The organism is Kaistella chaponensis (genome assembly GCF_900156725.1).
GTDB lineage: Bacteria > Bacteroidota > Bacteroidia > Flavobacteriales > Weeksellaceae > Kaistella > Kaistella chaponensis.
On sequence record NZ_FTOI01000004.1, the window covers coordinates 251,740 to 278,231 of the forward strand.

Below are 26,492 nucleotides of genomic sequence, written 5' to 3' on the forward strand. Positions count from 1 at the left end.
TCAAAATGAGTGAAAGAAAGCTTCCGACCCCTTCGCAATTTTACAGACATATAAGGCCTGAATACTTTTCTGATTCAAAAATTATCGCAAAAGTCATTTTGCCTAGAGAACAGTTAGATTTTGAACTAAGTAAAATCTCTACTAATCAAAAACATGATAATTTTGAAACTCTATGTACAAGACTGGCGGAAAAGTTAATATCTCCAAATTTGATTCCTCAAGTAGGACCAACTGGAGGTGGTGATGGAAAAACAGATTCAGAAACTTATCCAGTTTCAAACTTTATTTCGGATAGATGGTTTGTTGCTGACAATAAATGGAATAAAAATGAAAATTGGGCCTTCGCAATAAGTGCAAAAAAAGACTGGAAACCAAAAGTAAAATCTGATATCAAAAATATTATTGAGACAAATAGAGGGTACACCAAAATATTCTTTTTTTCCAATCAAAAAATATCTAGCAAGAATAAAAAAGAAATTCAAGACCAAACGAAGATTGACAATAATATTGAATTAACTATTTTAGATGCTGAATGGATACTTGAAAAAGTTTATAGTAATAAGCTTTTAAATGATGTAATAGAATCATTAAATCTATCAAGAACTTATTTACAAGAAAAAAATATTGGTTCCAGAGATACAGAAAGATTTAAGGAACTTGAGGAATTAGAGAATCAAATCAATTCTACAAATCGATTTTTTGAAATTGATTTTCAATTAATTGAAGACTGCCTTGAAAGTGCTATAATTTCACGGATGCTAGAACTTCCACGAGCAGAAGTTACTGGGAGGTTTCAACGTGCTTTAAATTTTGCAAATAAACTTAATAATATTCAATTAAAAATTAGAGTTCATTATCAATTTGCTTGGACTTTAATTAATTGGTACGACGACTATAAGTTGTTCCATGATGAATTCTTAATTGTAAAAGAGTTAGTCCGAATTGAGCCTAATCTAAATAATTTGGAATTTTATATGAACCTATATAACATTCTTAAAACTATATCATGTGTTGAAGAAGCGAAAAAAATACTTGAAATCAATACTGATACAGAAGATGAAGATTTTATAACATTTTTAAATGAATGCGCTGAAAATATAGATAAACCATCAACTGCTCTGCTTGCAAAATTTCATTTGTCATTCATTTACATTAGAATAAATATAGAAAGCGGAATATCTGCATCTGACGAATTAATAAAACTCAGAAATTACTTTGAATTAAGTAAAAACCATTTGGATATAGCTTTTGAACAATTAAAAGATATCGTTGATGTTTTTGACAAAATTCTTCCTGACAACAAGGAATACGATAATTTAATTGATGTAATTGCAGAAATAGAAGCAACGAGAATATCTGAATTGACATCGGGTCAAACGTATTTAAATAGAGGCGTTACTAAATTAGAGAATAATCTTAATAAAGAAAGCGTTATATATTTTGGTAAAGCATCAAGAAAGCTTGCTAAAGATGAAACTCAAATGGAGTTTTATTATTGTTTATTGCTTTTAAGCGATGCTTATTCAAAGCTAGACCTTTATTGGGCCTCTTATAATGCTTTAGTTTCTGCTACTAACATTTTTGCAAATAATTGGTATACAACTGGAAATTTGAATCGCAAATTTTTAAAAGGGGTTGAAAAAATTCTTAGTAATGAAGTTATAATAGGAAGAATTCCTGTATTGTTATGTTGGAATGAACTGTATATTGTTTTAAAGAGATACTTCCAAGAAGCAGATATTGAAGTTGAAGAAGTTGAAAATAATAATCTTTCCAAATTTCCACCTGAAAATATGTCAGATGCATTTTTATCGATTAGATTGTTAAACATGAATTTTAAAGATTTTCATAATTTGAAATTTTTACCCGATATCTTTAAAATGAATGAATTTTGGTTTTGTGAAGATGCTTCGTTGTATTTATTAGGAAATGTTGATTTGATAAACATAGATGAAACGGAAACTTCATTAACAAAAGAAAATTTACCGAATTACTTTAATAAATTTGCTAATCAACCTTTTGTACAACAAATTGCTTATAAAACGAATTTTTTAAATAGTGAAAATGTATCACTTGAAAGTCAAATTCTTGGAACGCAAGTAAAAATTACATTTTCACAAAATTCACAATTATTAATATTAGCAGAAAATATACTTGCATATTTTGAATCATTCCTTGCAACTTCATTCGAAGAGGCTTTTCCAATGTCTGAAAATATAAATATATCTATTGATTATGACGAGCAAGTGAATAATTTCAAAGTGGAAATTGTCAATAAAAATAATTTTAAGATACATATACAAGATTCAATCATATTTAATGGAAATAATTTTAAAGATCTTGTAGATGAACTACTTCCTCTTTTTATTGGAGGAAACTACCTTCTGAAAGATACCCAACAATTTTTAAATAACTTATTTGAAAAAGACGAAGTTCATGAACGATTATCTTTAATCTTACAACATCATAATTTCCTAACTAATATTTTAACTAAGAGTCCAAAATTCTTTTTGAAAGATTGGATAAATAACAAAGTTTCAGAATTTAATCTTTTAAGAACAGAATCTCCAATTTTAGTAGAAAAGCAATTACAAAAGTTACCTACCAAAGAAGTTCAAGAAGAAGAGCCAAACTTTAAAATTAGTTCTCACAAAAAAATTAAAGCTGAAACAATAATAAATAATGAATTTTGGGACAAAGCTAAGTGGAAGGCTTTTGGATGCTTCGCTTCAGAGAACATCCCATTCGGCTTATTGATATCATTTGAAAATGGTAAATATGGTCAAGAAATATTTAAAGAATGGATTGGAAAATTTGGAACTGAAGATGTAAATGAAATTATTTCAATCACAATTATAAAAGGAATAGATAAAAACAATCCCAATTGGTACAAAATTTTTATTAGTAAAAACGTGGATAAAAAATTATTGAGCGAAGGCAACGTAGTCTCTTTGTTATCACGATTCCATAGAATGGAACCCACTAATAATACAAATCTCAACAATATCGTCTATGGTTATGAAAGATTTAAAAAATATATATTTGCCCCAGCGGCTATTGATAAAAACTTTAATATCATTCCATATTTAGAATTAGGAATTCTCAAAACAGAATTAAAAATTATTAATGCATGGGAGATTGGAATACATGATTTTGAGAAAGTTGTAATTACAGCAGAAGATAATCCCATAATTCCAGACAATATTAAAAATGCTCCAATACTTGAAGTTCTTCAAGAAAAAAAAGGGGTCAAAATTAAAAAGTAGAATTTTGAAGTTACAAAAACTGCAGACTTTTAAAAATAGCCAAACTGAAAATCCAGTTTGGCTATTTTTTTACTTTTAGCAATCACAACCTCCCCAACTCATCACCAAAATCCACTGCCTTCACTATTTTCTTTTTTCACTACCAAAACTGTAAGTTATACAAAGCCTAAATTTTCTAGTTTTCCTGCGGATTGTCCAATTGGTGGTTACATTTCCCTGTTGGGTATTTTGGAAATATATCATTTTGGAATTTTCGACACCCCATTTTCAATTTCGGCTAAGTTTAATTTATTCCCCTCTAAACTTTCGGTTTTCTTTCTTTTGCGAGAGTTCTTTTTTGGCTTTGATGCGTTTTTCGACTTTTGATCGGGAGGGTTTTGTCGCTTTTCTGGCTTTTGGAATGAACAGCGATTTTTTTACAATTTCTAAAATTTTGTCTGTCGCGATCTTCTTATTTTGCAGTTGCGTTCTGCTTTCAGAAACGGTTAATTGCAGAATTCCTTCGGCATTGATGCGGTTCTTTAGTTTGGCGGAAATCATTTCTTTCCCTTCAATCGAAAAACATTCGCTTTCTGCCACGTTCCACATCACGGTGACCGAAGTTTCCACCTTATTCACGTTTTGTCCGCCTGCGCCGGAAGAGCGGGAAGTTTTGTACGTCAGTTCTTTGGTGAAATCTTTCATAGTGGAAGCGTAAAGAACAAAGATAAAAGAATAATGATAATGAAGTCAAGCGCAAAGGAAAGAGCAAGAAGAATGTGTTTAAACGATTTTCAATGCTTTGTAGAGAAAAGAAACGTAAGTTCGGCGTTGTCAAAAGAGATGAAAGATCAAAGACTTGCTATCAGTTGGCTCAACCTTTTAAATAGAGTGTTCACTATTTGTTAGTTCTTATGATCAACGGTTTCGTTTAATTTCCGACGGTCGATTTTTCCATTTGGAATTCTTGGAAATTTTTCGAGGAAAAGTATTTCTTTGGGATGATGATTTTTGGAAGGATAAATGATCGTTGAAAGTTTATTTTCTAGCATTTCGGTTTTTGCACCTTCAATTACTAAAATCAATTTTTGTCCGAATCTTTCATCTTTGATCCCTAAAAAGATCAACTCATTTGAGATTTCTTTTTTGACCAAAGATTCTAATTCTTCGGGATAAATTTTTAAACCTGCAGAATTTATTACGTGATCTATTCTGCCTAAAAACCGAAATTCTCTTTCGTTTTTCAATTCGACGAGATCATTTGTTTGAAGGCGTTCTGGATTGAGTTTGGGCGCAAAAATCTGAAGGCATTTTCTTTCGTCTAAGGAGATTTCTACGTCTCCTAAAACTTTGAAATAAGCTTCCGAAACAGGAAAAATCTCCTTTAAGGCAATGTGAGAAAGTGTTTCCGACATTCCGTAGGTTTCGTAGACCAGTGTTTGAGTGATTGAATGTTTGAGTGTTTGAGTGATTTTTTTCTTTAAGTTTTCGGAAACTGCAGCTCCGCCAATAATGATGTTTTTTATGAAATGAATTTGGTCTAAAGAATTTTCAACCTGAAGTGGCGACATGGCGCAGAAATCAATCTCTTCATTGAGGCCGGAAAGTGGAGTGGAAGTAGGTGTTTTTATTACTAATTTTAAACTTCTTTCGATTGCTCTTACCACCATCATTTTTCCGGAAATGTATTCGATAGGAAGACAGAGTAGGGCAGAATCGCCTTTTTGAAGTCGTAAAATATCGCACGTCATTTTTGCGGAATGCAACATTCTATCTTTTTCGATTTCGAAAATTTTTGGCGTTCCTGTAGAGCCGGAAGTCTGTACGGAAACTGTTTTAGAGTCCGAATACCATTCCTTTAAAAAAGAAATCACTTTTTCTTCAAATTCAGTTTGAGGAAAAAGTGATTTAATAGAGAGGTCTTTAGAAAAATCAATATTCATTACATTCTGTCAACGGTTCCAATTCCTAATAAGAGTAAGCCTTTTTTAATCGTTTTACCCGTAAGTTCAGAAAGTTCTAATCGGAAATTTTTCGCGTTTTCATCCTCTTGATTCAAAATAGGATTATTTTGGTAAAAAGAGTTGTAAGATTTCACTACTTCGTAAATATAATTCGCGATCAAAGCCGGTGAAAGTGTTTCTGCAGCTCGTGAAATAACTGCTTTGAAATTAGAAAGGTTCATCACCAATTCTTTTTCCGACGCGTTGATTTCGTATGCTGAAACTTTTTCGGCGGTATTGGTGGCTTTATTTAAAAGAGACTGGATTCTGGCGTACGTGTATTGAATAAATGGTCCTGTATTGCCAGAAAAATCAATACTTTCTGCAGGGTTGAAAAGCATTTTTTTGCGTGGATCTACTTTGAGCATAAAATATTTTAATGCTCCAATCCCAACTGTTTCGTATGATTTTTCTTTATCTTCTTCGGAGAGGGTTTCAAGTTTACCAAGTTCCTGCGCTTTGTCTTTTGCGGTTTCGTACATTTCCTGCATGAGATCATCGGCATCGACTACAGTTCCTTCTCGTGATTTCATTTTACCCTCTGGAAGCTCAACCATGCCATAAGAAAGATGGTAGAGATTTTCTGCCCAAGAATACCCTAATTTTCGGAGAATTTTGATTAAAACTTCGAAGTGATAATCTTGTTCATTTCCAACGGTGTAAATTAACTTCTGGATCTTATTTTCTTGAAATCTCTGTACTGCTGTTCCCAAATCCTGCGTCATATAAACTGAAGTTCCGTCTCCGCGGAGCAGTAATTTTTGGTCTAAACCTTCTTCGGTTAAATCGCACCATACGGATCCGTCTTCTTTTCTGTACAGAATCCCACCGATTAAACCCTGCTGAATTAAGTCTTTTCCAAGAAGATAAGTGTTGCTTTCATACTGAACCTGATCGAAATCTACACCTAATCGTTTGTACGTTTCTGCAAATCCGGTATAAACCCAAGTGTTCATTTCTGCCCAAAGATTTCTTACTGTTTCATCGCCTTTTTCCCAATCGAGGAGTATTTTCTGAGCTTCTAAAATAATGGGTGCTTGTTTTTTTGCAGTTTCTTCTTCCGAACCTTGTGCAACAAGTTCTGCAATTTCTTTTTTATATTCTTTATCGAAGGCTACGTAATAGTTTCCTACGAGTTTATCTCCTTTTAAATTGGTGGATTCCGGTGTTTCGTTTTTTCCTGATTTCTGCCATGCAAGCATTGATTTGCAGATGTGAATTCCACGGTCGTTGATAATTTGGGTTTTGATAACATCGAAACCGTCTTCCTTTAATATTTGAGCAACAGAAAACCCGAGTAAATTATTTCTGATATGGCCTAAATGAAGAGGTTTGTTGGTGTTTGGGGAGGAATATTCCACCATTACCGTTTCATTTTTTGGTTCTATTAATTCAAAATTTTCTTGTACGGAATAAAAATTTTCTAGGAAGAAGTTATCTTTGATGGTCAGATTAAGAAATCCCTTCACGACTTTATAGCTTTCGACAAAGTCGGACTGTGTTGAAAGTGCATCTCCCAATTCAACTGCAATTAAATCCGGGCTTTTTTTCAGGATTTTAACCAAAGGAAAAGTCACGATGGTAAAATCACCTTCGAAACCGGTTTTGTTTTGCTGTACTTCAAGGTGTATATTATTGGTTTGATTTACATCATTGATCTGATAGAGAGACTGAATGATTTCCGAAACTTTACTTTCGATGATATCCTTAATATTCATTGTATTGTTTTGAATGACAAATATACGGAAATAAAAAAACCACTCCGAAGAGTGGTTTAGATTAATTCTTTGAATTATTCTTAGAATTTATCCCAGAATAGTTTGGTTGACATTTTATCTCCTCCTATTGCTGCTGCTGCTGCGGCAACATTTGCACTATTGGTAGATATTTCTCTATTGGAATATACCATTCTTACCGGCACTTTACCATCTGAAGCGGGAACGGCGTAAATCGCTGGAGTTAAAACTGGGTAATCCAATCTTCTATAAAAATTCCATGAAGTAAGTGGTTGATTATACATCGCAACCCAAGCCTGCTCACCAATCGATTTTTTCCAATTGGCAGGATTATATGGATGCGCAGCGATATATGCAGCTGCATCACCTGGTAATCCCCATTCGGTAAACGAGGACGTAATGGCTGCATTGTAATAAGTGGCAGCTGTTCCAATATTCCATCTTGCCGCGGCTTCAGCTAAATAAAAGTTAACTTCTGTAACATTTAACAATACACCTGGAGTCGTAGTAGTCATTGCGAAAGTTCCAGGCAATGATAGCGCATCTAATCCTCCAGGTGTCTGTGAAGCGGGTGCACCGATTGGTGATGATAAGTACACACCATCAGCATTTGGCTGGTAGAATTTAGTGATTCTGGTATCATTATTTGCTTTCAAGAAATCCATAAATGGACTACCTGCAACAAAATCTGTCCGTCCACTTGCGACCAATTCCGTATATAAAGGATTATAATTTGGTGAAGCTAAATAAACCAGTTGACAGTTATCTGCAGCAGCAGTTATAACACCATACCCGATAGCTTTATTAACTGTAGTTTGAGCCAAAGTTGGGTTACTATCAGCTAAGGCTATTCCGGCTTTTAACATTACCGACGCTCCGAATTTTTTCCATTTGGTAACATTTCCCAAATAGTATAAGTCTGCTGCACCAAAACCTGATGCACCAGAACCTGAAGACGTTGTAGCACTTAGACCGGGAATAACTGTTAATGTGTTTACATCAGTATCTAAACGTGATATAAGGTCTGCATAAATCGTTGCTGCATCATCATATTTCGGAGTTAACGTTTCATCAAGTTTAAGTGCCTCAGAATATGGGATGTTTCCAAAAGTATCAACTAAATTTTGAAAAGTATAAACCATCATTATGTCAATAATCGCAAGCTGATTTGCTTTAATTTTCGGCCAGTTGGCAGCCTCAGCAAGAGTTGGATCGTATTGATTAATTAATCCTTTTGCTTTTACAAGATTGTTTAGAACCGACACATAATTATTTGAATAAATTTGATCGGAAACGCTTCTCGACGCATAATCGTAATTACTTTCTTGAGTGTAGATTGTTTCAGTCCAATACTGCATTAATAATCTTGAATTATTTCGATTTACATTTGGAGTATTAATGTAATCGCTCAATTGTTTCTGTGCAAAGGGAATTAATGTTGAAGGAATTGTAGTGTATGCTGAATTGCTGTCAGTATTAATATTGTCCCTTGTGCACCCTATCACTAGCAGACCGGCTAGGATCGGTAAAAATATTTTTTTCATTTTTTTGAAATTTAGAAATTTACTTTAACATTAAAAGAAATGTTTCTTGTTGTAGGCATAGGCCCCGTTTGATAACCTTGAACGTTTCCTGAAGACAAACCAGCTTCTGGATCAGCAAATGGTAAATTTTTATGAATAATCCAAAGATTGCTACCAATTACGCTTACAGACATTCCCTGAATAAAATCTAAACCTAATAAATCTTTTGGAAGGTTGTATGTAATGGATGCTTCTCTTAATTTGACATAACTCGCATCGTAGATGAATGCTGAAGTAGGAAGATCAGTGCTCAGAATTTGGCTAGAATTGGATTTGTCTAATCTTACATTATTTGCAATATACGTTCCACCTGGACCTTGAATAACCCCTGGTAAAATTACACCCCCAAGAGGTGTTGAAACTGTTCCTGAAGTGGGGTCTCCGGGGGTATTATACACCGCGTTTCGTATTGGATTACCTAAATCATTTAAACCTACTGAATCAGGATATAGTCCTGTTCCGGATCCGTAAAACTGATCAAGCGAAAATATTTTCCCACCTTGTTTGACGTCAATTAAGAAACTAAGGCTAAGATCCTTGTAGGTAAAAGTGTTCTTTAAACCTCCAAACCAGTCCGCTTGATAGCTTCCTAAATTATTCGTGAAAGTTGTAGAAACCTTATAAGCCCCCGTAGTCTCATCAATTATTTTTTGACCGTCCGGTGCGTAAACATAATCAGATCCCCAAATCTGACCATATTTTTCGCCAAGTGGTGCGTTAATACTTACATTCCCCTGTAATGACGCAAGAAGAATATTATTTGTCTTTTCACTTATCTCAGTAATTTTAGAAATTGGATTAGACCAGTTTGCGTTCATTGTCCAAGAAAAATTACCGGTTTTAATTGGTACTAGGGTTGCTGTTAACTCAAAACCTTCTGTTCTTAGGTTTCCGGCATTACTAAGCTTAGTTAAAACTCCTGAAGTACTTGAAACAGGCAAAGGTAAAATTTGGTTATACGCATCATTTCTAAACCAGGTTGCATCAAGCCCAAGTCTTCTTTTAAAAAACATTGTCTCAAGGCCAAATTCTGTGCTTTTTAGAAATTGAGGAGTGATTTCATCATTTTTCGCCCCTGTATTGTAGGAGTAAGTTGTATTTGCTCCGAAAGGTACCCCTGCATTATACTGATTTAGAAGGTTATTTGGTCCTGTGTCAGAGCCAACCCTGGAATAAGCCGCGCGGATTTTACCAAAACTTAACCAATCCTGCTTTAGTAAATTGGAGAATACAACACTGGCGGAAACAGACGGATAATAGTAACTGTTTCGATCATCTCGTAACGCTGTTGATTGATCTCGTCGTATTGTTCCATCTATAAAAAATGTATCATCATAACCCAAAGATGCTTGTCCGAATATTCCCACTGTTTGCTTAGAAGTATCAAACATTATCGGTAATGCGGGAGCTGCAACAGAATTGGATATGGTAAATAGGTTAGGGATTTTTAAGCCTCCTGAAGTGGATTGGGAAATTTGATAAAGAGTTTGATAATTTAAGTTTGTACCAAGCAAAGCAGTAACATTAAATTTATCACTAATGTCTTTTTTATATGTTGCGATAAGGTCTAAATTATTTTCTCCAACTTTATAGTTACTTACAGCATAACCTGATGATTGATTAGCCGTTGTTGCCAATCCTATTCGTGCCGGGTAAGATCCGTTTGCAACCCGCTCTTCTGTGGTTAACACATAGTTATCAAATCCAGCTCTAACAAGAAAGTTTAAATCTTTGGTCGCTTCATAATTTACACTTGCAATTCCGCTGAAATGGTCTCTATTATCGTTTTGATAATTTCTGTATCTTTCAAAATATGGATTATTCCAAAATGCGGGAGCTGTGTTCGTAGCGCTGCGCAAATTCCATGTATAATTTTTCTGCGTTTGATTATAAATGTCTCTTAATTCTAAAAGATCTACATTGGTAGGCCACCATTGTCTAAAATTAGAAACAATATTACCATTGTAACCCGTACCGTTTCTACCAACAGTTTTTTGGGTAGTGTAGTTTGCGGAAAAATTAGCCGTTACTTTATCAGTTAACTTATAGGATGCATTACCACTGAAACTATTTTTAATCAATGAACTATTTGGTAAAATATCGGTTGCGTCATTATTAGTATAGTTCAGTCTAAATGTGCCGTTCTCGTTTCCTCCACTCAATGAAATACTATTTGTATAATTAAATGCAGTATTAAAAAATGCAAGGGGACCATTTTTCGCTTTTACCCAAGGTGTTGCCTTTTTATAATTAGACGATTCAGGAATAGCGGAGCTCCATTGATATACCAATAGATTGGGGTCATATCGGGGTCCGTACGATGCGTCATCACCAAAAGGCGCCGATAACCCGCCGTTAACTTGACCGTAACCGTTAAAACTATTTTCACCATTGTAACCTTGACCGTATTCACTTTGATATTCTGCAAATGTAGATTTGTCAATTGAACTAACGGTAACTGAACTTGAAAACTCAATTCCTAAACCTTTCTTATTTTTTTTACCTTTTTTAGTGGTAATAAGAATCACACCATTTTGTCCTCTTGATCCGTATAGCGCTGCAGCCGCGGCACCTTTCAAAATGTTAATATTTTCAATATTATTTGGATCAATGTCAGATGCGGCATTTCCATAGTCATAACCATATCCACCGCTTAGCTGATTTCCTCCATTAACATTAGTGTTAACAATAGGAATCCCATCAACTACGAATAACATTTGGTTATTTCCTGTTAAAGATTTAAATCCCCGGGAAGTAATATTGATTGAACCTCCAAAGTTGGTACTTTGTCTAATGTCCAAACCAGATACCTGCCCCGATAAGTTATTCAAAAAGTTAGTGGTAGGGTTTTTATTAATGTCTTCCCCTTTTACCTCTTGAGTTGCGTAACCCAGAGATTTTTTCTCTCTTTTAATACCAAGGGCAGTTACTACTACGCCTTCGATATCCTGTGTTCTAGCAGTGTCTCTCTTTTGTGCATTTACCAAAGCAAATGATGAGGTCAAAACTACTGCTAAAACAGTTGTTGTTAGTTTCTTCATATCAAATTAAATTTTTTCAATGTCACAAAAGTGCAAAACTTTCTTTATATAACCAAACTTTTTGTTAAATAATTCTTAAATAATTTATAATTTTGAAGCAGAAAAATTAACGTGCTCTTCATAAGTTTACCGAAATGACATTAATTAAAAGTTGGTCCAAGCGCTACATAGAGGTAGGTTGCGACGAAGTTGGCAGAGGATGTTTGTGTGGTCCAGTAGTCGCGGCAGCTGTGATTCTCGACGAGAATTTTAAGCAAAATTTGGTTAATGATTCCAAAAAATTAACATTTAAGACTCGCATGGATTTGGATCAGTATATTAGGACTAATGTTAAAGAATTTGCTATTGCTGAAAAATCCCCGTCTTTTATTGATGAGCACAATATTTTGAATGCAAGTATTTATGCAATGCACGCTGCCATTGATAAATTGACTGTTCGCCCAGAATTGATTCTGGTGGATGGAAATAAGTTTCATCCATATCACTCGATTCCTCATGAATGCATCATTAAAGGAGATTCAAAAGTGCTTTCTATTGCTTGTGCTTCTATTTTGGCAAAAAATTACAGAGATCAACTGATGATTGATTTGCATGAAGATTTCCCGGAATATGGGTGGAACAAAAATATGGGATATGCAACCAAAAAGCATCGCGAGGCTCTGAATACGGTTGGACCAACCATTCATCACAGGCGTTCTTTTAGGCTTGATTATTCTATACCTAATTTTTTAGATGAAGAAGCTTGATAGATCTTAAAGCTAAAGTTCATTCGTCGGCAGTGATTTGCTTTCATTAAAATATTTCTCCGTTTTAAGCATAAAAAAACCACTCAGAAGAGTGGTTTTTAAGATTGAAGAAAAATTAAATTAATTTCTGTTCCAGAATGGCGTGTATTGATTTTTTGAAAACACATCTTCTGTACCGATTTTAGGAACATTTCCTGAATTCGCAATAATTTCAGACAACGGATACATTAGTCGGTTAGGCTTTGGTTTTGATGCTGTTGTCGCTGACAAGGTTACCGGAAATCCGGTTCTGGAATAGTCGAAAAATGATTGTTCAGGATTTCTACCTGCTAAAGCGATCCATTTTTGAGTCATGATTGCATCAATCTTATTGGTGGTAGAACCTGCAAATCCTAAACCAGGAACTGCTGCAATTGTAGCAATGTATTGGTCTGCAAGGTTTGGAGCTGATCCGTACGTGTCAAATGATGCCGCAATACCCTCATTAAAATTAGATAACGCACTGGAAAATAAGGATGGATATCTTAATGCTGCTTCAGCTTGCAAAAATTTCGATTCTGCTCTTGTCATGATACAGCCAGATTTTGCGGAGGCTAAATCAATGTATTCTTCAGTTGAAGTTGGAGTACCTTTCCCAATATTGATTCCAAAGGTAAATCTACTTGCGGCACTAGGAACTCCCGGTTGTCCTGGAGTATTTCCTTGTCTGATCCCCGAAACTTTCCCACCGATCAAAGTAAACATTCTTGGTCTTCTCAAATCCACAATATTGTTAAATTTTTGGTAAGCACCTCTGGTATCGCCATCAGGATTACCGTTTAAAATAATTGCAGCATTTTCGGATGCTACGTTAATTGCGTAAGCAGAACCTCTAGATCCTGAACCGGTATACAAATAATAGTTGGTGTAAGGATTTTGCTGAGCATCATTGTTTGAAGAATAACCAGGATTTTCTAGGACGTCTTCATCGATGAAAGTTGCACCACTCAATAAGGCTAATTTTTGGTCTCTGAAAGTAGCCATATCTCCGGTAACATTGCTCATTCTTAGCAAATATCTTAGTTGTAGCGTATTTGCAAAAGCTTTCCATTTAGCCCTATCTCCACCAAAAACAATGTCTACAGCGCCTACTTCGTCTCTTGCACCTGAATCGATCAATGCTTTCGCATTTTCTAGTTCTGCGTAGGAAGCTTTATAAATGTCTTCGCCTTTATCATATTTTGGTGCCAAATTGTTTTGTCCTTTAAAGGCTTCCGAATGGGGCATGTCTCCATAAAAATCCGTTAAGATTTGAATGTAATTTGCTTTTACAATCTTGGCAATTGCTTTTTGTTTTACATATTTATTCGTAGGGTCATTGTAGGTTACAATTTTATCGAGATTTGCGGTAGCTCTGTACAAACCATCCCAAATTCCATTAAAAAATGTATTGTTGATATTGGGTACATAATAGTCGGTAAAAGGTCCACCATAAACGATGGAATTACCTGCAGTCATGTTCATTATCACATTGGCAAACTGATTTACATCTCGTGCCTGAACTCTATAATTAGCAGTAATACCTACTGGGAGAAGTTCATTTGGATTAACATTATTGATACTTATATTATAGGGTCTGAATTAATATCTAGATAATCATTACAAGATATTGCCGAACCAAATACAATCAGTGTTAAAAAAACATTTTTTATTGTTCTGTTTTTCATAATATTAATAATTTAAAATTAAAAACTAGCTTTTAGATTTACTCCAAAAGATCTTTGAGTAGGATATTGTCCCGTTCCCGCAATACCGAATCCATTACCATTACTTAATGCGGTTTCAGGATCAGAATAATTTCTGTTTTCCTTCGCATATACGATGAATGGATTTCTGGAATATAATCCGATTGTTAAGCTGTTAACAAAAGTTGTTGCTAAAACATTTTTAGGAATATCGTAGGATAATGAAATTTCTCTTACTTTAAAAGCAGTAGCATCGATAACCGTTGGTTCTCCCAAAGACTGCAATGTTGAAGAGGTGAAATAATTGGCAACATTCGCGTAACTTGCAGATCCACCCACTGGTGTTGAGTTGGTAACATAACCTCCGTTGACCAATTGAACAGAATTCGGTACGATGTAGCCTTGGCTTCTATCGAAATCTCCTGTTTCTTCTGCAGCACCTGTAAAGGTAAGAAGGGATTTGGTAAGAGTGGAAAATACACCTCCTTTTCGGTAGTCCATTGAACCAGAAAGTGTGAATCCTTTGAATTTCACTGAGGTATTCAATGTTAAAGTATAATCAGGTGTTACTCTGCCCAAATTAGTAAGTTCTGTGCTTAAAAGTGGGGTTCCATTCGAATCAACTATAATTCTTCCCTGATCATCTCTTTGAAAAGTAGTTCCTTTTAAAATCGGAAAATCTTCACCTAAAACTGCATATACTCCAATTCCACGATTGGTGTATGGTGTATAAATATTTACTTCAGCGACTCCTTCTGGTAATTCTAACACTTTGGATCGAGACATCGCGTAAGATGCTCGGATGTTCCAAACAATGCCTGCAGATTTAATAGGTGTAAGACCCAAATCAACTTCAAATCCTCTCATTCTCGTTTTACCAACATTGTCTCTCAAGGTATTTAAACCCGAAGTATTAGATACATTTGCATTGGTAATTAAATTTTCGGTATCAGATTGATAAACAAATCCTTCCAAAGTAATTCTATCCTTCAAGAATCCAAGCTGTACATTGAGATCAGCTGTGCTAACAAATTCTGGTTTAATATTTCTATTGGTCTGCGAAGGGTTAATTCCATATCCAGAAATGGTGTTGTACGGATATCCTGAAGGAATAATTCCTACCTCAGAGGTTTCATAAGGCGAAATAGCCGAAGTGTTTCCTCCTCTGGTGTAACTCGGTGCAATTTTTATGAAATTAACGAAAGTATCATTAAAAAAACTAAAAGCTTTTGTTGGTATAAATGATACTCCTATAGAATAATAAGGGTAAGATTTATTGTGGACTTCCCCGTCGAAGGTGGTAGATAAAACCGAACTTTCCTCGATTCTAAAGCTTGAATTTAAATAAAGATAATCTCTAAAGGATAAATCTAAATTAGCAAATCCAGCAATAGATCTTTGTCTAATGGTGTTGTTTTCAAATCCTAAATTATCATACAATTGTGCTCCATTGGTGTTACTCGCCTGAATGACATTTGATACATTCCGAATGTCATACCATCCTGGAACAGCTAATCCTGAACATCCCATAGATCTTGCAGTTCTGTAGCTATCTTGAATGTTATTACCCAAATTTAATTTGAAATTGATGTCTTCCGTAAGATCATAATCAAAGTTTAACAACAAATCACCGTAATAATTTCGGGTGTTGATGATTCAATTGATGTAGTAAGAATCGAAATTAGCTGTACCACTATAATCTTGTAAAGTTCCACCATCTACTGTTTCACCACTATCAGTATATACTTGTTTTGCAACAAATCCATCATTATGATTGTCTGAACGCGTATTTTTAATACTCAGATTTCCTGTGTAAGACAAGTTAATATGCTTGTTGAAATCATATTGTAAAGAAAGTATTCCAGATAAGTAGTCATTGTTGGTCTCAAATCGTGTGTGATCAACAGTATAATAAGGATTGATACTGAAAGCTGATAAAAAACCCTCGATTCCAGAGTTTTTATATACTCTAATATCATTAGATGACGGCTTTTGCAGCATGTCATCATATAAATTAGAATCGGTTTCACTTGTAATTCTACTGATGTAGTTTATTTGTCCGTCAATTCTTAAATTATTTAATTTCTTACCGGCTTTAATCAAGAAACTGTTTTGTGTTAATTTATCATCTTGGATTACAAAATTATTTTCCAATCTGTTTATGGATAGTAAAGCATAAGAATCGCTTCCACCGGAATTAACTGTTAAACCATTTTGATAAACAACACCATTCTTGAAAAATTTAGAAAAATGATCTTTTACCGGTGCATACTTTTCAAATAACGGAACATTATTAGCTTGTGGCAATCCAGACGGAACATATTGTCCAGAAATAAGTGGATCGTTGTAATCAGGTCCCCATGAAGTATTTTCAAAAGGAACATAAGTGGTACCATTGTAATCTACGTCACCCGCAGTAAAGCCTGGTTCACCAGGATAACCTTTACCATATCTCTTCTGAATCAATGGGAATTTAAATGCCTCAGTTACCTCCACCGATGATGTTAAGGTAAATTGAGTTTTTTCCGATTTTGATCCTCGTTTAGTGGTGACTAAAATAACTCCATTCGCTCCTTGTTGCCCATAAAGTGCAGATCCCTGTAAACCTTTAATAACATTTACATTTTCAATGATTTCTGGTGGAATCTGGGTCAGAATATCCGCTGTTGAAATAACATTGTCGATTACAACTAAAGCCTGATTATTACTAGAGATCGATTTATTACCTCTGATAACGATTCTGCTACTTGCACCAACACTATTATCAGTTTGCGAGATTTGTAAACCCGAAACTTTTCAGGTAATCTCCTGTACAGCATTCGGAGACGAAGCTTGGGTAAGTTCTTTAGCACCTACAACTTGCTGTGCATTAGTAACTGCATCAGCTTTTCTTTTAATACCCAGTGCGCCAGTAATAATGACCTCTTCGATATTTTTGGTTTTCACTGTATCTGTTTTTTGTTGCGCACTTACTAATGCAAATGTTGAACTCAAAACCACAGCCAATACGCTTGTTGTTAATTTCTTTATAACAAATTAAATTTTTTCATGAGCGCAAAAGTGCGACGTTTTATTAATCTAAACAAAGAAATTCCCTTCCATCCTGATGCAGGAAACCGTATCTGTGTCATTGACAAATTAAATAACAAAAAGTCTGTTCTTTATTTTAAACTCTATGATAGTCAGCTTGTAACATAAAGTGTAGATTATGGGATTTCTATCAATTCAGAAGATTGTTCGTATAATCAGTAAAACGGTTCATTGGCATATTATCGTGAAAAAATTAAAAAAATTGTGTTAACTAAACTTAATATTTAACGTTGTTATGGTTTGTATTTTATCTTTCATCTTAAAAGCGTTTTCTTATTAAAAATATACTGAGATCTAAAATGAAGCGATCTAGTTAAGATTTATAAAATGGCTACAACATCCATTTTATCGGTGATTCTGCTTTGCTGCAAAAAATTTCGTGTTCAATAGATGTATTGAAATAAACCCATAAAAAAACGGAAGACTAGCTTCCGTTTTTTCATTTATTTGAATAAAAAATTTTTATTTCTTTTTGCCTGCATTTTGAACTTTTTGTTGTTCTTGCGCTTTTTCCATCATCTCGCGCATTCTCTTTTGGAATTTACCTTCAGGTTTTGGGCCTTTGGTTTTATTCTGTTGAATTTGAGCGTGAATTTTCTTCTCATCCAAAATCCAGTATTTGATGACGAGGATGATCAAAATATTAATCGCATTCGAAACAAAATAATACCAAGAAAGTCCCGAAGCTGAAGTATTCAAGAAAAACAGGAACGTAATCGGGAAGATGTACATCAATACTTTCATATTTGGCATTCCTTCTTGCGTTGGTTGCTGCATATTTCCGGCAGTCATCACGGTGTAGATAAGAATCACCACGGTACATGCAATCGCGAAAATACTCAAGTGTTCTCCTAAAAAAGGAACATTAAATGGAAGTTTGATCACATCATCATAAGCAGTTAAATCTTTTGCAAACCAAAAACTCTTGCCTCTCAAATCAATCATATTGGGGAAGAAGCGGAAAAGTGCATAGAAAATTGGAACCTGAATTAATCCTGGTAAACAACCCGCCATCTGATTTACTCCTGCTTTTCGATAAACAGCCATTGTTTCTTGCTGTTTTTTCATGGCATCTGCGCCTTTGTATTTTTCGTTGACTGCATCAATTTCCGGGCGAATTACCTTCATCATCGCACTTAATTTATGTTGCTTGAACATTACTGGCGACAAAATAATTTTTACGATAATTGTCATTAAGAAAATTACCCAACCTGCAGCTAATCCCCAACTTGTGATTAAGTTGTACATCGGGATGAAAAACCATCTGTTAAGTGAACCAATAAATGACCAACCTAAAGGCAATAATTCATCGAAATTTTTATCATATGATTTCAACATGGGTAAATCCAAAGGCATAAAATACCATTTGAAATCTTCATTGAGTTCATTGTTGGCTAAATCAACTTGACCATTAAAATTAAATTTTTTCAAAAATTCGCCTTCTTCAATCATGTCCTGCGAACCTTTTGAGTTTTTGAAACCTTTCTGTGGCTCAATGACTGCCGTGAAAAACTGCTGTTTTACAGCAAGCCAGTTCAGCTTTTCCTTTGGTTCTTCCATCGTGGTTCTTCCGTCGTAATCAAAGCTGTTGTAATCATCAAAAGCATAGTTGAATTCGGAATGGGTTTGTTCTTGGGAGCGGCCTTTTTCCATTCCGCGAACATTATAATCCCAAACAAATTCAGCTTTCTGATCAGCAACCAACTGACTTAAACCTTGTGTTTTTACATTAAAATCAACAGTGTATTTGTTCAGCAAAGTATAAATAAACTGAATAACAGCTCCATTAACAGAAGTCTGCATGGTAACAGAATTCCCGTTTTGCACTGGAGAAAAAACTAGATCTTTGGTATTAAAAATCTTCCCCGTTTTGTCTTTAAATTGAAAACCATAACTGGAATTGTTTTTATCAAAAACCAAAAGTGGTTTGTCATTAACATCTGTTTTTTTGTTGTACGCTTTATATTCATTCAACTGAACTTTAGAAATTTGACCACCCAACGTAGAGATTCCTAACGTCAACTCTTTGTTTTTCAACTCAATTTGCTGAATCGATGCTGTTTTTACACTGTCATTCAAATTGGTAACAATCGCAGGTTTTGCATTGTTTGCCGCAACTTTCTGACTAACAGCGGTTTTGTTTTGGGCGTCTTTCAACTGTTGTTCTTTGGCTTGTTTGTTTTGGAAATAAAACATTGCGCCAATCAGAATCATAGAGAAAAGGGCGAAACTGATCAATTGATTTTTATCTAAACCGTTATTTTGCTGCATTTTTAAATTATTTTAAAATTTAAGGATCCGAATTTATTGGTTTTTATCCTTTTAATTTTGGGTGCAAAAATACAGATTTTTTTCGCAATGAAGAATTATTTCGCAATCCTTTTAAAATGAAAGAGATAAAAAACACGGGGTCTTTTATCTCTTTTTATTTTACTTTTGGGAACAAGCTTTAATTAAAGCTTTAAACAGCGGATGAGGCGATGCTACAGTGCTTTTGTATTCCGGATGATATTGAACGCCGATATAAAGCGGATGGTCTTTTAATTCTAAAGTTTCTACCAATTCCGTTTCGGGATTGAAACCGGTTGGAATCAAGCCGTTTTTCTCGAATTCATCTCTGAACTCTGAATTAAATTCGTATCGGTGACGGTGTCTTTCTGAAATATTTTTGGTGCCATAAATTTCATTGAGTTTCGACCCTGTTTTCAAAGTGCATTTCCAGGCACCTAATCGCATTGTTCCACCTTTTTCAACCACATTTTTCTGATCCTCCATCAAAGAAATCACAGGAGCCGGCGTGGAAGTGTCGAATTCCATGGAGTTGGCTTTTTTATAACCTAATACATTTCTTGCAAATTCGATCGTCATGATCTGCATACCAAGACAAATTCCCAATAATGGAATCTTGTTTTCACGCGCGTATTTTGCAGCTTCAATTTTCCCTTCGATTCCGCGATCGCCAAATCCAGGAGCGATTAAAATTCCGTCGATACCACTCAGCGTTTCTCCGATCGTAGTTGCATCGAGGTCGCCACTATAAACCCAACGAACTTTCACTTCGGTTTCCAGATCTGCACCTGCATGAATAAAGGCTTCTGCAATAGATTTGTAGGAATCCTGAAGCGAAACATATTTCCCAACCAATGCGATTTCTACGGATTTCTTCGGGTTCTTGTATTTTTTAAGGAAACTTTTCCAGTCTTTTAAATCGGCTTCTTTGTCTGATTTCAGGTTTAATGTTTTCAAAACCACATCATCGAAATCCTGTTTTTGCAAATAAAGCGGAACTTCATAAATCGTTTCCAAATCTTTACATTCAATCACATTTTCTAAAGCCACATTACAGAACTGCGCTAGTTTTACACGCTGCTCTTTTGGAATGTGATGCTCCGTTCTGCAAACCAAAACATCGGCTTGAATTCCACTTTCCATCAATTGACGAACTGAATGTTGAGAAGGTTTCGTTTTCAATTCTCCACTCGAAGCCAAATAAGGAAGCAAGGTTAGATGAATCACCATCGAGTTATGTTCGCCGAGTTCCCATTTCAATTGTCGCACGCTTTCTATATAAGGAAGCGATTCAATATCTCCTACGGTTCCACCAATTTCGGTGATGATGATATCGTAGTTTTGTTTTGCCAGAATTTTTATTCTGCGCTTAATTTCGTTGGTGATGTGCGGAATTACCTGTACGGTTTTCCCCAAGAAATCTCCCTTTCTTTCTTTTTCAATAACCGTTTGGTAAATTTTACCGGTCGTTACATTATTATTTTGGGAAGTCTTAGAATCCAGAAATCTTTCGTAATGTCCCAAATCCAAATCCGTTTCTGCGCCATCTTCTGTCACGTAACATTCGCCGTGTTCATAAGGATTTAGCGTTCCCGGATCAATATTAATGTAAGGGTCAAGTTTTTGGATGGTGACATTAAATCCTCTCGATTTGAGCAGTAAGCCCAATGAAGCCGAGACAATTCCTTTGCCTAAAGAAGATGTTACACCGCCGGTTACGAAGATGTATTTCGTGTTCTTTTTACTCATTAGTTTAGGTTTGTGCAAAGTTAATGGATTTTGTAAGACAAGGCAACAATTGATTGGTCAAATATTTTTAGGAGCCGGGAACCTGCTTTCCGCTATATCTTTTTCTCCTCGTTCCTCGTCAAAAAAGGATGCCGCTGCAATCAGGGCTAGAAGATTCCGCTTAGAAAAAAAATTTCGATCAAATCTCCAATGAGTTTGAGTTTTTGAGTATTTGAGTGTTTGAGTTCTTGAGTATTTGAGTTTTTTTGAATTGAAAAGTTTGAATGTTTGAGAAATTTGAAACTTTGAATGAGATTTCACTTTAGACAAAACTTACAATCCAATGAAGTTTAAATCTTATCATTTTTTTTAATTATGTATAAATAGTATTTAAAATATTCCTAAATTTATTTTAACAAAAAACAAAAAGATGAATTACGATGACAAATTTACCCGAGAGTTTGAAGAAAAGTTCCAAGAAACCCTCAAGAAAATTAGAAATTTTAAACCCGAAGATCGTCAAAAATTGGAAACGAATTTTATACAGATTTGCAATTTTGTAGAAGAATTAAGTCATAAACCCATTAAATCTCCGGAAGAAATTGAATTATTTCAAAACTTAAAACTTAAAATTCCTAAAATATTACAATCACTTGAAGATATGAAATTGGTTTTAAATGAAAGTTTGTACAGACAATCCAGAGCTTATTTTGAGAACGTGAAGAAACTCGCAAAAGAAGGAAACAAAGAGGCTGAAAAAATTTACCTTGATTTAAAAAGTCATTTTGAGGATTTTGATGTAAATTGATTGACCAATTATCAATTTTTTTCAGGAAATTCGCAGCATGGCAAAAGTGAAAACGGCATATTTCTGTCAAAACTGTGGGTCGCAATATCCGCAGTGGCTCGGTCAGTGCAAAAATTGTGGGGAATGGAATACTTTGGTGGAGGAAATTGTAGAAAAATCTCCCACGAAAAGTTATACCGACAAATCCAAGCAGCATATCATCAATATTATCGAGGTTGAAACCTTCGAAGAACCACGAATTGTAAGTCCTTCCGAAGAATTAAACCGAGTTCTTGGCGGTGGAATTGTTTTAGGTTCCGTGACTTTAATCGGCGGCGAACCAGGAATTGGAAAATCTACCCTTTTATTGCAATTGGCTTTGAAAATGAAGAAGAAAATTCTTTATGTTTCGGGCGAGGAAAGTGCTTCGCAGATAAAAATGCGCGCCGATCGATTGACAGAACTTCAAAATCCCAACTGTTTTCTTTTTACCGAAACTTCCGTGGAAAAAATCCTTCACGAAGCCAAAAAATTACAGCCTGATTTTTTAATTGTTGATTCCATTCAAACGCTGCAAAGTCAACTGATAGAAAGTTCACCGGGAACAGTTTCTCAGATTCGGGAATGTTCCAATGAAATCATTAAATACGCAAAAGAAACCAATACGCCCGTTTTTTTGGTCGGTCACATTACGAAGGACGGACAAATTGCAGGACCAAAAATTTTGGAACACATGGTCGATGTGGTTTTAAATTTTGATGGCGACCGAAATCATCTTTTTCGATTGTTGAGAGCCAGTAAAAACCGTTTTGGTTCCACGGCAGAAATTGGTATTTATGAGATGGTTTCGCAAGGTTTGAAAGAAATTAAAAACCCATCCGAAATCCTGATCACCAAAAAATTCGAGGAACTTTCCGGGAATTCTGTGGCCGTAACTTTAGAAGGAAACCGCCCGATGTTGATCGAAATTCAAGCTTTGGTAAGTTCTGCCGTTTATGGAACGCCGCAAAGAAGTTGCACCGGTTTCGATTCGAAAAGGCTGAATATGCTTTTGGCGGTTTTAGAAAAAAGAGCCGGATTTCAATTAGGTGCAAAAGACGTTTTCCTGAATATTACGGGCGGAATAAAAACAGGCGATCCTGCTTTGGATTTAGCGGTGGTTGCATCAATTTTGTCCTCGAATGAAGATATTGCCATTTCTGAACATTTTTGTTTTGCGGGAGAAATTGGTTTGAGCGGAGAAATTCGTCCGATTCCACAAATTGAACAAAGGATTTCTGAAGCCGAAAAATTGGGTTACGAAAAGATTTTTGTTTCCAATCTGAATAAAATCCCGAAGAAAAAATACGGAATTGTAATTGTAGAAGTGAGCAAAATCGAGGATTTTCATGAATGTTTGTTTTGATAATACATTTTAATTTTGTATATCTTTGTAGTATATACTTCTTGAATATGAAAACAATCTCATTAAAAATAGATGATGCTATTTTTCAAGACACGGAAAATATCATTAAGACAAAGAAAAAAGCAAGAAATCGTTACATTAACGAAGCGATTGATTTCTATAATAAAATGCAGCAGAGAGAGGCTTTAAAGAAACAATTGCAAAAAGAATCACTGCTTGTAAGAGAAGAATCTATGAAGGTTTTAAAAGAATTTGAAGCATTTGAAGATGATTTACCAATATGAAATATGGTTTGCAGATCTGAATCCTCAAATTGGTGCAGAAACAGGAAAAATTCGTCCTGTTGTAATTTTGCAAACCGATATTCTCAACGAGATTGGTCATCCGTCAACAATTATTTGTCCAATTACTACAAATCTTCAAAACTCACAATTACTGCGTTTGCGATTGAATTCTGAAGTGAATCAGTTGGACAAAATTTCTGATATTTTAATTGATCAAATTCGTGCTATTGATAATAAAAGATTGATTAAAAAAATAGGAAAAATTACTGATAATCAGATTTCTACCTTGAAAACAAATCTTAAAATTATTCTTGAATTGAATGATTTACACTAAATTTCTATGAATTATTTAGCGCATTCTTATCTTGCTTTTTCAGAGGAACAAATTGTCGGTCAGTTTTTAGAAGATGTTATTCCAAACAGAGACCGGTTTTCCTTTCCAGAAGGAATGCAACAAGGAATCACTTTGCATCGTGAAGTGGACACTTTTACCGATGCTCATCCAGAAATTCAGGCAGCAAAAAAGATTTTCAGTCCGCTTGTAAGATTGTATTCTGGCGCTTTTGTTGATGTTTCGATGGATTATTTTCTCGCGAATTCTTTGTCTGAGGATGTTTTAAGAAATCACGCAGAAAAAGTATATATAGTCCTCAGGAAATACGAAGAATTTCTCCCCGAAAAACTCCTGCGAATGGTCAATTCAATGGAAAAAGACAATTGGCTCTATAACTATAAGGAAGATTTTGGAATTAAATATTCCATGCAAAACGTTTTAAATAAAGCGAAATATTTAGAAAAAGATCTTGCTGTTTTTACCATTTTTCTGAATAATAAGCCACAGTTGAAACAGTATTTCGATTCGTTCTTTCCAGATCTTTATCATCACGTAAAAGAAGTGAGTAAGCGGTTTTAGAAATTTTTGTACAAATACCGATTTGGATAATTTAACCGGTCGCTTTGTCTTTTCCCATCTACGATGAGGTGAATGATATTCATTTGATCATCAAATAAATTATAGAGAAAACTTACTGCAACTTCCACCTTTTTTGGCGCATTTACAGACTCGGATTCCAGATAAATATTCACCGCTTCGCTGTCTTCTTCAAAACCGACGAAATTAATTTTCAGAAATTTGTTGTCCGATTTCATTTTCAGATAATCTTCCGCATATTTTCTTAAAAGTTCATTGATCTCCGTTTTATATTTTGGATCATTAAAATGAACGGCTTTTCCAAATTTTTCTTTTAAAGCATTCTCCAGATCATCCAAAAAAAACTTCCCCGAAATTTCAAAAGTTTTCGATTTTGAATTGTAGTTAAACTCTACAGAACCAACATGATATGGGTGGATTTTGAAGGAGCAAAGAGCAAAGAAAAAGGAGCAAAGAAATAGGATATAAATTAATTTTTTCATTTCAATAAATCAATAATTTTTTGGGGGTCTTGTCGCATATCAAAGAAAAGTAGAATGGTAATTAAATCTTTATTTTCTTTTCTGAAATACATTCTTACATGATTTTTTCCAATTAAAGCGCTTCTCGTATTTAGAAAAGACTTCGGGTATTGCCTGTGTTTTTCGTTTTCTAAGTCACTAATTACACGTTTAACATCTTTTAGAAAAACGATAATTTCTTTTTGCGTCCAGATCATTTCCAGAAAGTTGATCTGATGTTGAAGTGTGCTTTTTGCTATTTTTGAGAGTCTAACTTGCATATCTCATCATCAATGAATTGAAAAAATTCCTCTTTTGAAATGCAATCCTCTTCAGTTAAGTTTGCGGCATATTTTTCCAGCGCTTCCTGAACATTCTTAGGAAGGGAATCATCAATATCAGTAGAATAATTTTTATCCAAAATTTTCACTCCTTTCAAACTTTCCAGAAGTTTTGTAATGAAGGGCAAATCTTCTTTATTTTCTATTTCTATCGTAAGATTCATCTTGTCAATTTTAAACAAAGTTAAAATAAATTTTGTATTATCGCTCCTCTTAAAATTTGATTACCATGCAAGATTTCCTCTTTTACCTAAACCTCGGTTGGGAACATATTATTTCATTAGACGCGCTCGATCATCAGTTATTTATATTGGTTTTAGTCGCGGTTTATTTTTATCGTGATTGGCAGAAAATTTTGCTGTTAATTACTGCTTTTACCCTCGGTCACTCTTTTACGCTGGCTTTGAGTGTTCTCGATGTTTTCAGGCTTTCTTCAACCTTGGTCGAAATTCTAATTCCTGTGACCATAATACTCACTGCAGTTGATAATATTTTGTTACGCAAAAATCAAAACAAGCTCATGAAAATCAATTACGTTTTGGCCCTTTTTTTTGGCTTAATTCATGGGATGGGATTTGCCAATACCGCGAGAATGGCGATGGCTTCTGAACAAAATATCACAGTACCACTTTTAGGATTCAATATCGGCTTAGAATTGGGCCAGATTACCGTCGTTATATTGGTTATTGCTGTATTGTTTTTCCTATCAAAATTCCTACAATTTCAACAAAAATATTGGATCATCGGGATTTCAGTGGTTGCGATGCTTCTTTCCGCACAAATGATTTTGCAGCGTATTTAGCGTCTTTTTTGGGCGCCAATCCCGATCCCGAAAGCTTTCGGGATTATCGGGACCGCCTTCCACTCCCGCTTTTTTGCCTTCGAAGTGTAGTTTTCGACAAGAAAATTCAGCCAGGCAAAAAGAGCTCCGTTCCTTTAGATTTGTAATCGATAAAATTATTAAATTTAGAAAGAGAAAAGCATTTAATTAAACTATGTTCCGCTCAGAGTAAAACTCAAGGCTTGATTCAGAATTAAATGCTCTTCCTTTCATTAAAA

Annotated in this window: 22 protein-coding genes and 1 pseudogene; 8 read left to right on the top strand and 15 right to left on the bottom strand. The window is 34.8% G+C overall.

The genetic code is table 11. The features are described from left to right. Positions 1 to 5: 5 nt before the first annotated feature. Complete coding sequence (locus tag BW932_RS06245) at positions 6 to 3,266, top strand: hypothetical protein (protein WP_076386496.1); 3,261 nt, start codon at positions 6 to 8, stop codon at positions 3,264 to 3,266. Between the two features lie 288 nt (positions 3,267 to 3,554). Here the strand turns inward: BW932_RS06245 and arfB are convergent, their stop codons facing one another. From arfB to BW932_RS06270, 5 genes are all read right to left on the bottom strand, one after another. Then, positions 3,555 to 3,950 carry an alternative ribosome rescue aminoacyl-tRNA hydrolase ArfB gene (gene arfB, locus BW932_RS06250; protein WP_076386498.1) on the bottom strand — a complete coding sequence of 132 codons (396 nt, stop codon included), beginning with the start codon at positions 3,948 to 3,950 and terminating at the stop codon, positions 3,555 to 3,557. Positions 3,951 to 4,150: 200 nt separating this feature from the next. After that, positions 4,151 to 5,188: an AMP-binding protein gene (locus tag BW932_RS06255; protein ID WP_076386500.1), complete on the bottom strand. Its 1,038-nt coding sequence runs from the start codon at positions 5,186 to 5,188 to the stop codon at positions 4,151 to 4,153. Further along, complete coding sequence (argS, locus tag BW932_RS06260) at positions 5,188 to 6,966, bottom strand: arginine--tRNA ligase (RefSeq protein ID WP_076386502.1); 1,779 nt, start codon at positions 6,964 to 6,966, stop codon at positions 5,188 to 5,190. Before argS ends, BW932_RS06255 begins: the two co-directional genes overlap by 1 nt. A gap of 80 nt (positions 6,967 to 7,046) precedes the next feature. Then, complete coding sequence (locus BW932_RS06265; RefSeq protein ID WP_076386504.1) at positions 7,047 to 8,528, bottom strand: SusD/RagB family nutrient-binding outer membrane lipoprotein; 1,482 nt, start codon at positions 8,526 to 8,528, stop codon at positions 7,047 to 7,049. 11 nt (positions 8,529 to 8,539) lie between these two features. Next, positions 8,540 to 11,608, bottom strand: a complete 3,069-nt coding sequence (locus BW932_RS06270) for a SusC/RagA family TonB-linked outer membrane protein (RefSeq protein ID WP_076386506.1) — start codon at positions 11,606 to 11,608, stop codon at positions 8,540 to 8,542. A gap of 134 nt (positions 11,609 to 11,742) precedes the next feature. On the opposite strand from BW932_RS06270, the gene BW932_RS06275 reads away from it, so the two are divergent. Beyond that, a complete protein-coding gene (locus BW932_RS06275) occupies positions 11,743 to 12,354 on the top strand; it encodes a ribonuclease HII (RefSeq protein ID WP_076386508.1) in 612 nt (203 codons plus the stop codon). A 120-nt stretch (positions 12,355 to 12,474) separates the two neighbouring features. Here the strand turns inward: BW932_RS06275 and BW932_RS06280 are convergent, their stop codons facing one another. The 7 genes and pseudogenes from BW932_RS06280 to BW932_RS06295 form a co-directional block, all read right to left on the bottom strand. After that, on the bottom strand, positions 12,475 to 13,959 hold the full coding sequence (locus BW932_RS06280) for a SusD/RagB family nutrient-binding outer membrane lipoprotein (protein ID WP_159436421.1): 1,485 nt from the start codon (positions 13,957 to 13,959) through the stop codon (positions 12,475 to 12,477). A gap of 119 nt (positions 13,960 to 14,078) precedes the next feature. Then, the gene (locus tag BW932_RS14370; protein ID WP_245820664.1) at positions 14,079 to 15,650 is read right to left on the bottom strand and encodes an outer membrane beta-barrel protein; all 1,572 of its coding nucleotides are present in this window, start codon (positions 15,648 to 15,650) and stop codon (positions 14,079 to 14,081) included. 84 nt (positions 15,651 to 15,734) lie between these two features. Beyond that, entirely contained in the window at positions 15,735 to 16,544 is an 810-nt protein-coding gene (locus BW932_RS14375; RefSeq protein ID WP_245820666.1) for a hypothetical protein, read from the bottom strand. A gap of 105 nt (positions 16,545 to 16,649) precedes the next feature. Further along, a pseudogene (locus tag BW932_RS14445) lies at positions 16,650 to 16,859 on the bottom strand (TonB-dependent receptor plug domain-containing protein); the annotation flags it as partial. 15 nt (positions 16,860 to 16,874) lie between these two features. After that, a complete protein-coding gene (locus BW932_RS14385) occupies positions 16,875 to 17,024 on the bottom strand; it encodes a hypothetical protein (RefSeq protein ID WP_245820668.1) in 150 nt (49 codons plus the stop codon). A gap of 606 nt (positions 17,025 to 17,630) precedes the next feature. Next, positions 17,631 to 19,439 carry a membrane protein insertase YidC gene (gene yidC / locus BW932_RS06290; RefSeq protein ID WP_076386510.1) on the bottom strand — a complete coding sequence of 603 codons (1,809 nt, stop codon included), beginning with the start codon at positions 19,437 to 19,439 and terminating at the stop codon, positions 17,631 to 17,633. 159 nt (positions 19,440 to 19,598) lie between these two features. Continuing rightward, positions 19,599 to 21,206 (bottom strand): CTP synthase, encoded by a 1,608-nt coding sequence (locus BW932_RS06295; protein ID WP_076386512.1) that lies wholly within the window; start codon positions 21,204 to 21,206, stop codon positions 19,599 to 19,601. Between the two features lie 409 nt (positions 21,207 to 21,615). Between BW932_RS06295 and BW932_RS06305 the strand changes: the two genes are divergently transcribed. The 5 genes from BW932_RS06305 to BW932_RS06325 are packed head-to-tail and all read left to right on the top strand — an operon-like array spanning position 21,616 to position 24,574. Beyond that, positions 21,616 to 21,993: a hypothetical protein gene (locus tag BW932_RS06305; RefSeq protein ID WP_076386516.1), complete on the top strand. Its 378-nt coding sequence runs from the start codon at positions 21,616 to 21,618 to the stop codon at positions 21,991 to 21,993. A 37-nt stretch (positions 21,994 to 22,030) separates the two neighbouring features. Then, positions 22,031 to 23,377, top strand: coding sequence for a DNA repair protein RadA (gene radA, locus BW932_RS06310; RefSeq protein WP_076386518.1), 1,347 nt, complete (start codon positions 22,031 to 22,033; stop codon positions 23,375 to 23,377). A 47-nt stretch (positions 23,378 to 23,424) separates the two neighbouring features. After that, positions 23,425 to 23,661 carry a hypothetical protein gene (locus BW932_RS06315; RefSeq protein WP_076386520.1) on the top strand — a complete coding sequence of 79 codons (237 nt, stop codon included), beginning with the start codon at positions 23,425 to 23,427 and terminating at the stop codon, positions 23,659 to 23,661. Continuing rightward, positions 23,645 to 23,995, top strand: a complete 351-nt coding sequence (locus BW932_RS06320; protein WP_076386522.1) for a type II toxin-antitoxin system PemK/MazF family toxin — start codon at positions 23,645 to 23,647, stop codon at positions 23,993 to 23,995. Before BW932_RS06315 ends, BW932_RS06320 begins: the two co-directional genes overlap by 17 nt. A 6-nt stretch (positions 23,996 to 24,001) precedes the next feature. Then, entirely contained in the window at positions 24,002 to 24,574 is a 573-nt protein-coding gene (locus BW932_RS06325; protein ID WP_076386524.1) for an acyl carrier protein phosphodiesterase, read from the top strand. Here BW932_RS06325 and BW932_RS06330 read toward each other — a convergent pair. The 3 genes from BW932_RS06330 to BW932_RS06340 are packed head-to-tail and all read right to left on the bottom strand — an operon-like array spanning position 24,571 to position 25,597. Beyond that, positions 24,571 to 25,074 (bottom strand): DUF6702 family protein, encoded by a 504-nt coding sequence (locus BW932_RS06330; protein ID WP_076386526.1) that lies wholly within the window; start codon positions 25,072 to 25,074, stop codon positions 24,571 to 24,573. The two genes, BW932_RS06325 and BW932_RS06330, sit on opposite strands and share 4 nt — an antisense overlap. Next, positions 25,071 to 25,310: a hypothetical protein gene (locus tag BW932_RS06335; protein ID WP_143745514.1), complete on the bottom strand. Its 240-nt coding sequence runs from the start codon at positions 25,308 to 25,310 to the stop codon at positions 25,071 to 25,073. The genes BW932_RS06330 and BW932_RS06335 overlap by 4 nt, the downstream gene beginning before the upstream one ends. Before the next feature lie 38 nt (positions 25,311 to 25,348). After that, positions 25,349 to 25,597: a hypothetical protein gene (locus BW932_RS06340; RefSeq protein ID WP_076386530.1), complete on the bottom strand. Its 249-nt coding sequence runs from the start codon at positions 25,595 to 25,597 to the stop codon at positions 25,349 to 25,351. A 65-nt stretch (positions 25,598 to 25,662) separates the two neighbouring features. Here BW932_RS06340 and BW932_RS06345 point away from each other — a divergent pair, with 65 nt between their 5' ends. Continuing rightward, positions 25,663 to 26,235: a HupE/UreJ family protein gene (locus BW932_RS06345; protein ID WP_076386532.1), complete on the top strand. Its 573-nt coding sequence runs from the start codon at positions 25,663 to 25,665 to the stop codon at positions 26,233 to 26,235. Positions 26,236 to 26,492 lie beyond the last annotated feature (257 nt).

Excerpts from the sequence above, each read along its gene's own strand:
- BW932_RS06245 (WP_076386496.1), top strand. The coding sequence starts at position 6 with ATGAGTGAAAGAAAGCTTCCGACCCCTTCGCAATTTTACAGACATATA.
- arfB (WP_076386498.1), bottom strand. The coding sequence starts at position 3,950 with ATGAAAGATTTCACCAAAGAACTGACGTACAAAACTTCCCGCTCTTCC.
- BW932_RS06255 (WP_076386500.1), bottom strand. The coding sequence starts at position 5,188 with ATGAATATTGATTTTTCTAAAGACCTCTCTATTAAATCACTTTTTCCT.
- argS (WP_076386502.1), bottom strand. The coding sequence starts at position 6,966 with ATGAATATTAAGGATATCATCGAAAGTAAAGTTTCGGAAATCATTCAG.
- BW932_RS06265 (WP_076386504.1), bottom strand. The coding sequence starts at position 8,528 with ATGAAAAAAATATTTTTACCGATCCTAGCCGGTCTGCTAGTGATAGGG.
- BW932_RS06270 (WP_076386506.1), bottom strand. The coding sequence starts at position 11,608 with ATGAAGAAACTAACAACAACTGTTTTAGCAGTAGTTTTGACCTCATCA.
- BW932_RS06275 (WP_076386508.1), top strand. The coding sequence starts at position 11,743 with ATGACATTAATTAAAAGTTGGTCCAAGCGCTACATAGAGGTAGGTTGC.
- yidC (WP_076386510.1), bottom strand. The coding sequence starts at position 19,439 with ATGCAGCAAAATAACGGTTTAGATAAAAATCAATTGATCAGTTTCGCC.
- BW932_RS06295 (WP_076386512.1), bottom strand. The coding sequence starts at position 21,206 with ATGAGTAAAAAGAACACGAAATACATCTTCGTAACCGGCGGTGTAACA.
- BW932_RS06305 (WP_076386516.1), top strand. The coding sequence starts at position 21,616 with ATGAATTACGATGACAAATTTACCCGAGAGTTTGAAGAAAAGTTCCAA.
- radA (WP_076386518.1), top strand. The coding sequence starts at position 22,031 with ATGGCAAAAGTGAAAACGGCATATTTCTGTCAAAACTGTGGGTCGCAA.
- BW932_RS06315 (WP_076386520.1), top strand. The coding sequence starts at position 23,425 with ATGAAAACAATCTCATTAAAAATAGATGATGCTATTTTTCAAGACACG.
- BW932_RS06320 (WP_076386522.1), top strand. The coding sequence starts at position 23,645 with ATGATTTACCAATATGAAATATGGTTTGCAGATCTGAATCCTCAAATT.
- BW932_RS06325 (WP_076386524.1), top strand. The coding sequence starts at position 24,002 with ATGAATTATTTAGCGCATTCTTATCTTGCTTTTTCAGAGGAACAAATT.
- BW932_RS06330 (WP_076386526.1), bottom strand. The coding sequence starts at position 25,074 with ATGAAAAAATTAATTTATATCCTATTTCTTTGCTCCTTTTTCTTTGCT.
- BW932_RS06335 (WP_143745514.1), bottom strand. The coding sequence starts at position 25,310 with ATGATCTGGACGCAAAAAGAAATTATCGTTTTTCTAAAAGATGTTAAA.
- BW932_RS06340 (WP_076386530.1), bottom strand. The coding sequence starts at position 25,597 with ATGAATCTTACGATAGAAATAGAAAATAAAGAAGATTTGCCCTTCATT.
- BW932_RS06345 (WP_076386532.1), top strand. The coding sequence starts at position 25,663 with ATGCAAGATTTCCTCTTTTACCTAAACCTCGGTTGGGAACATATTATT.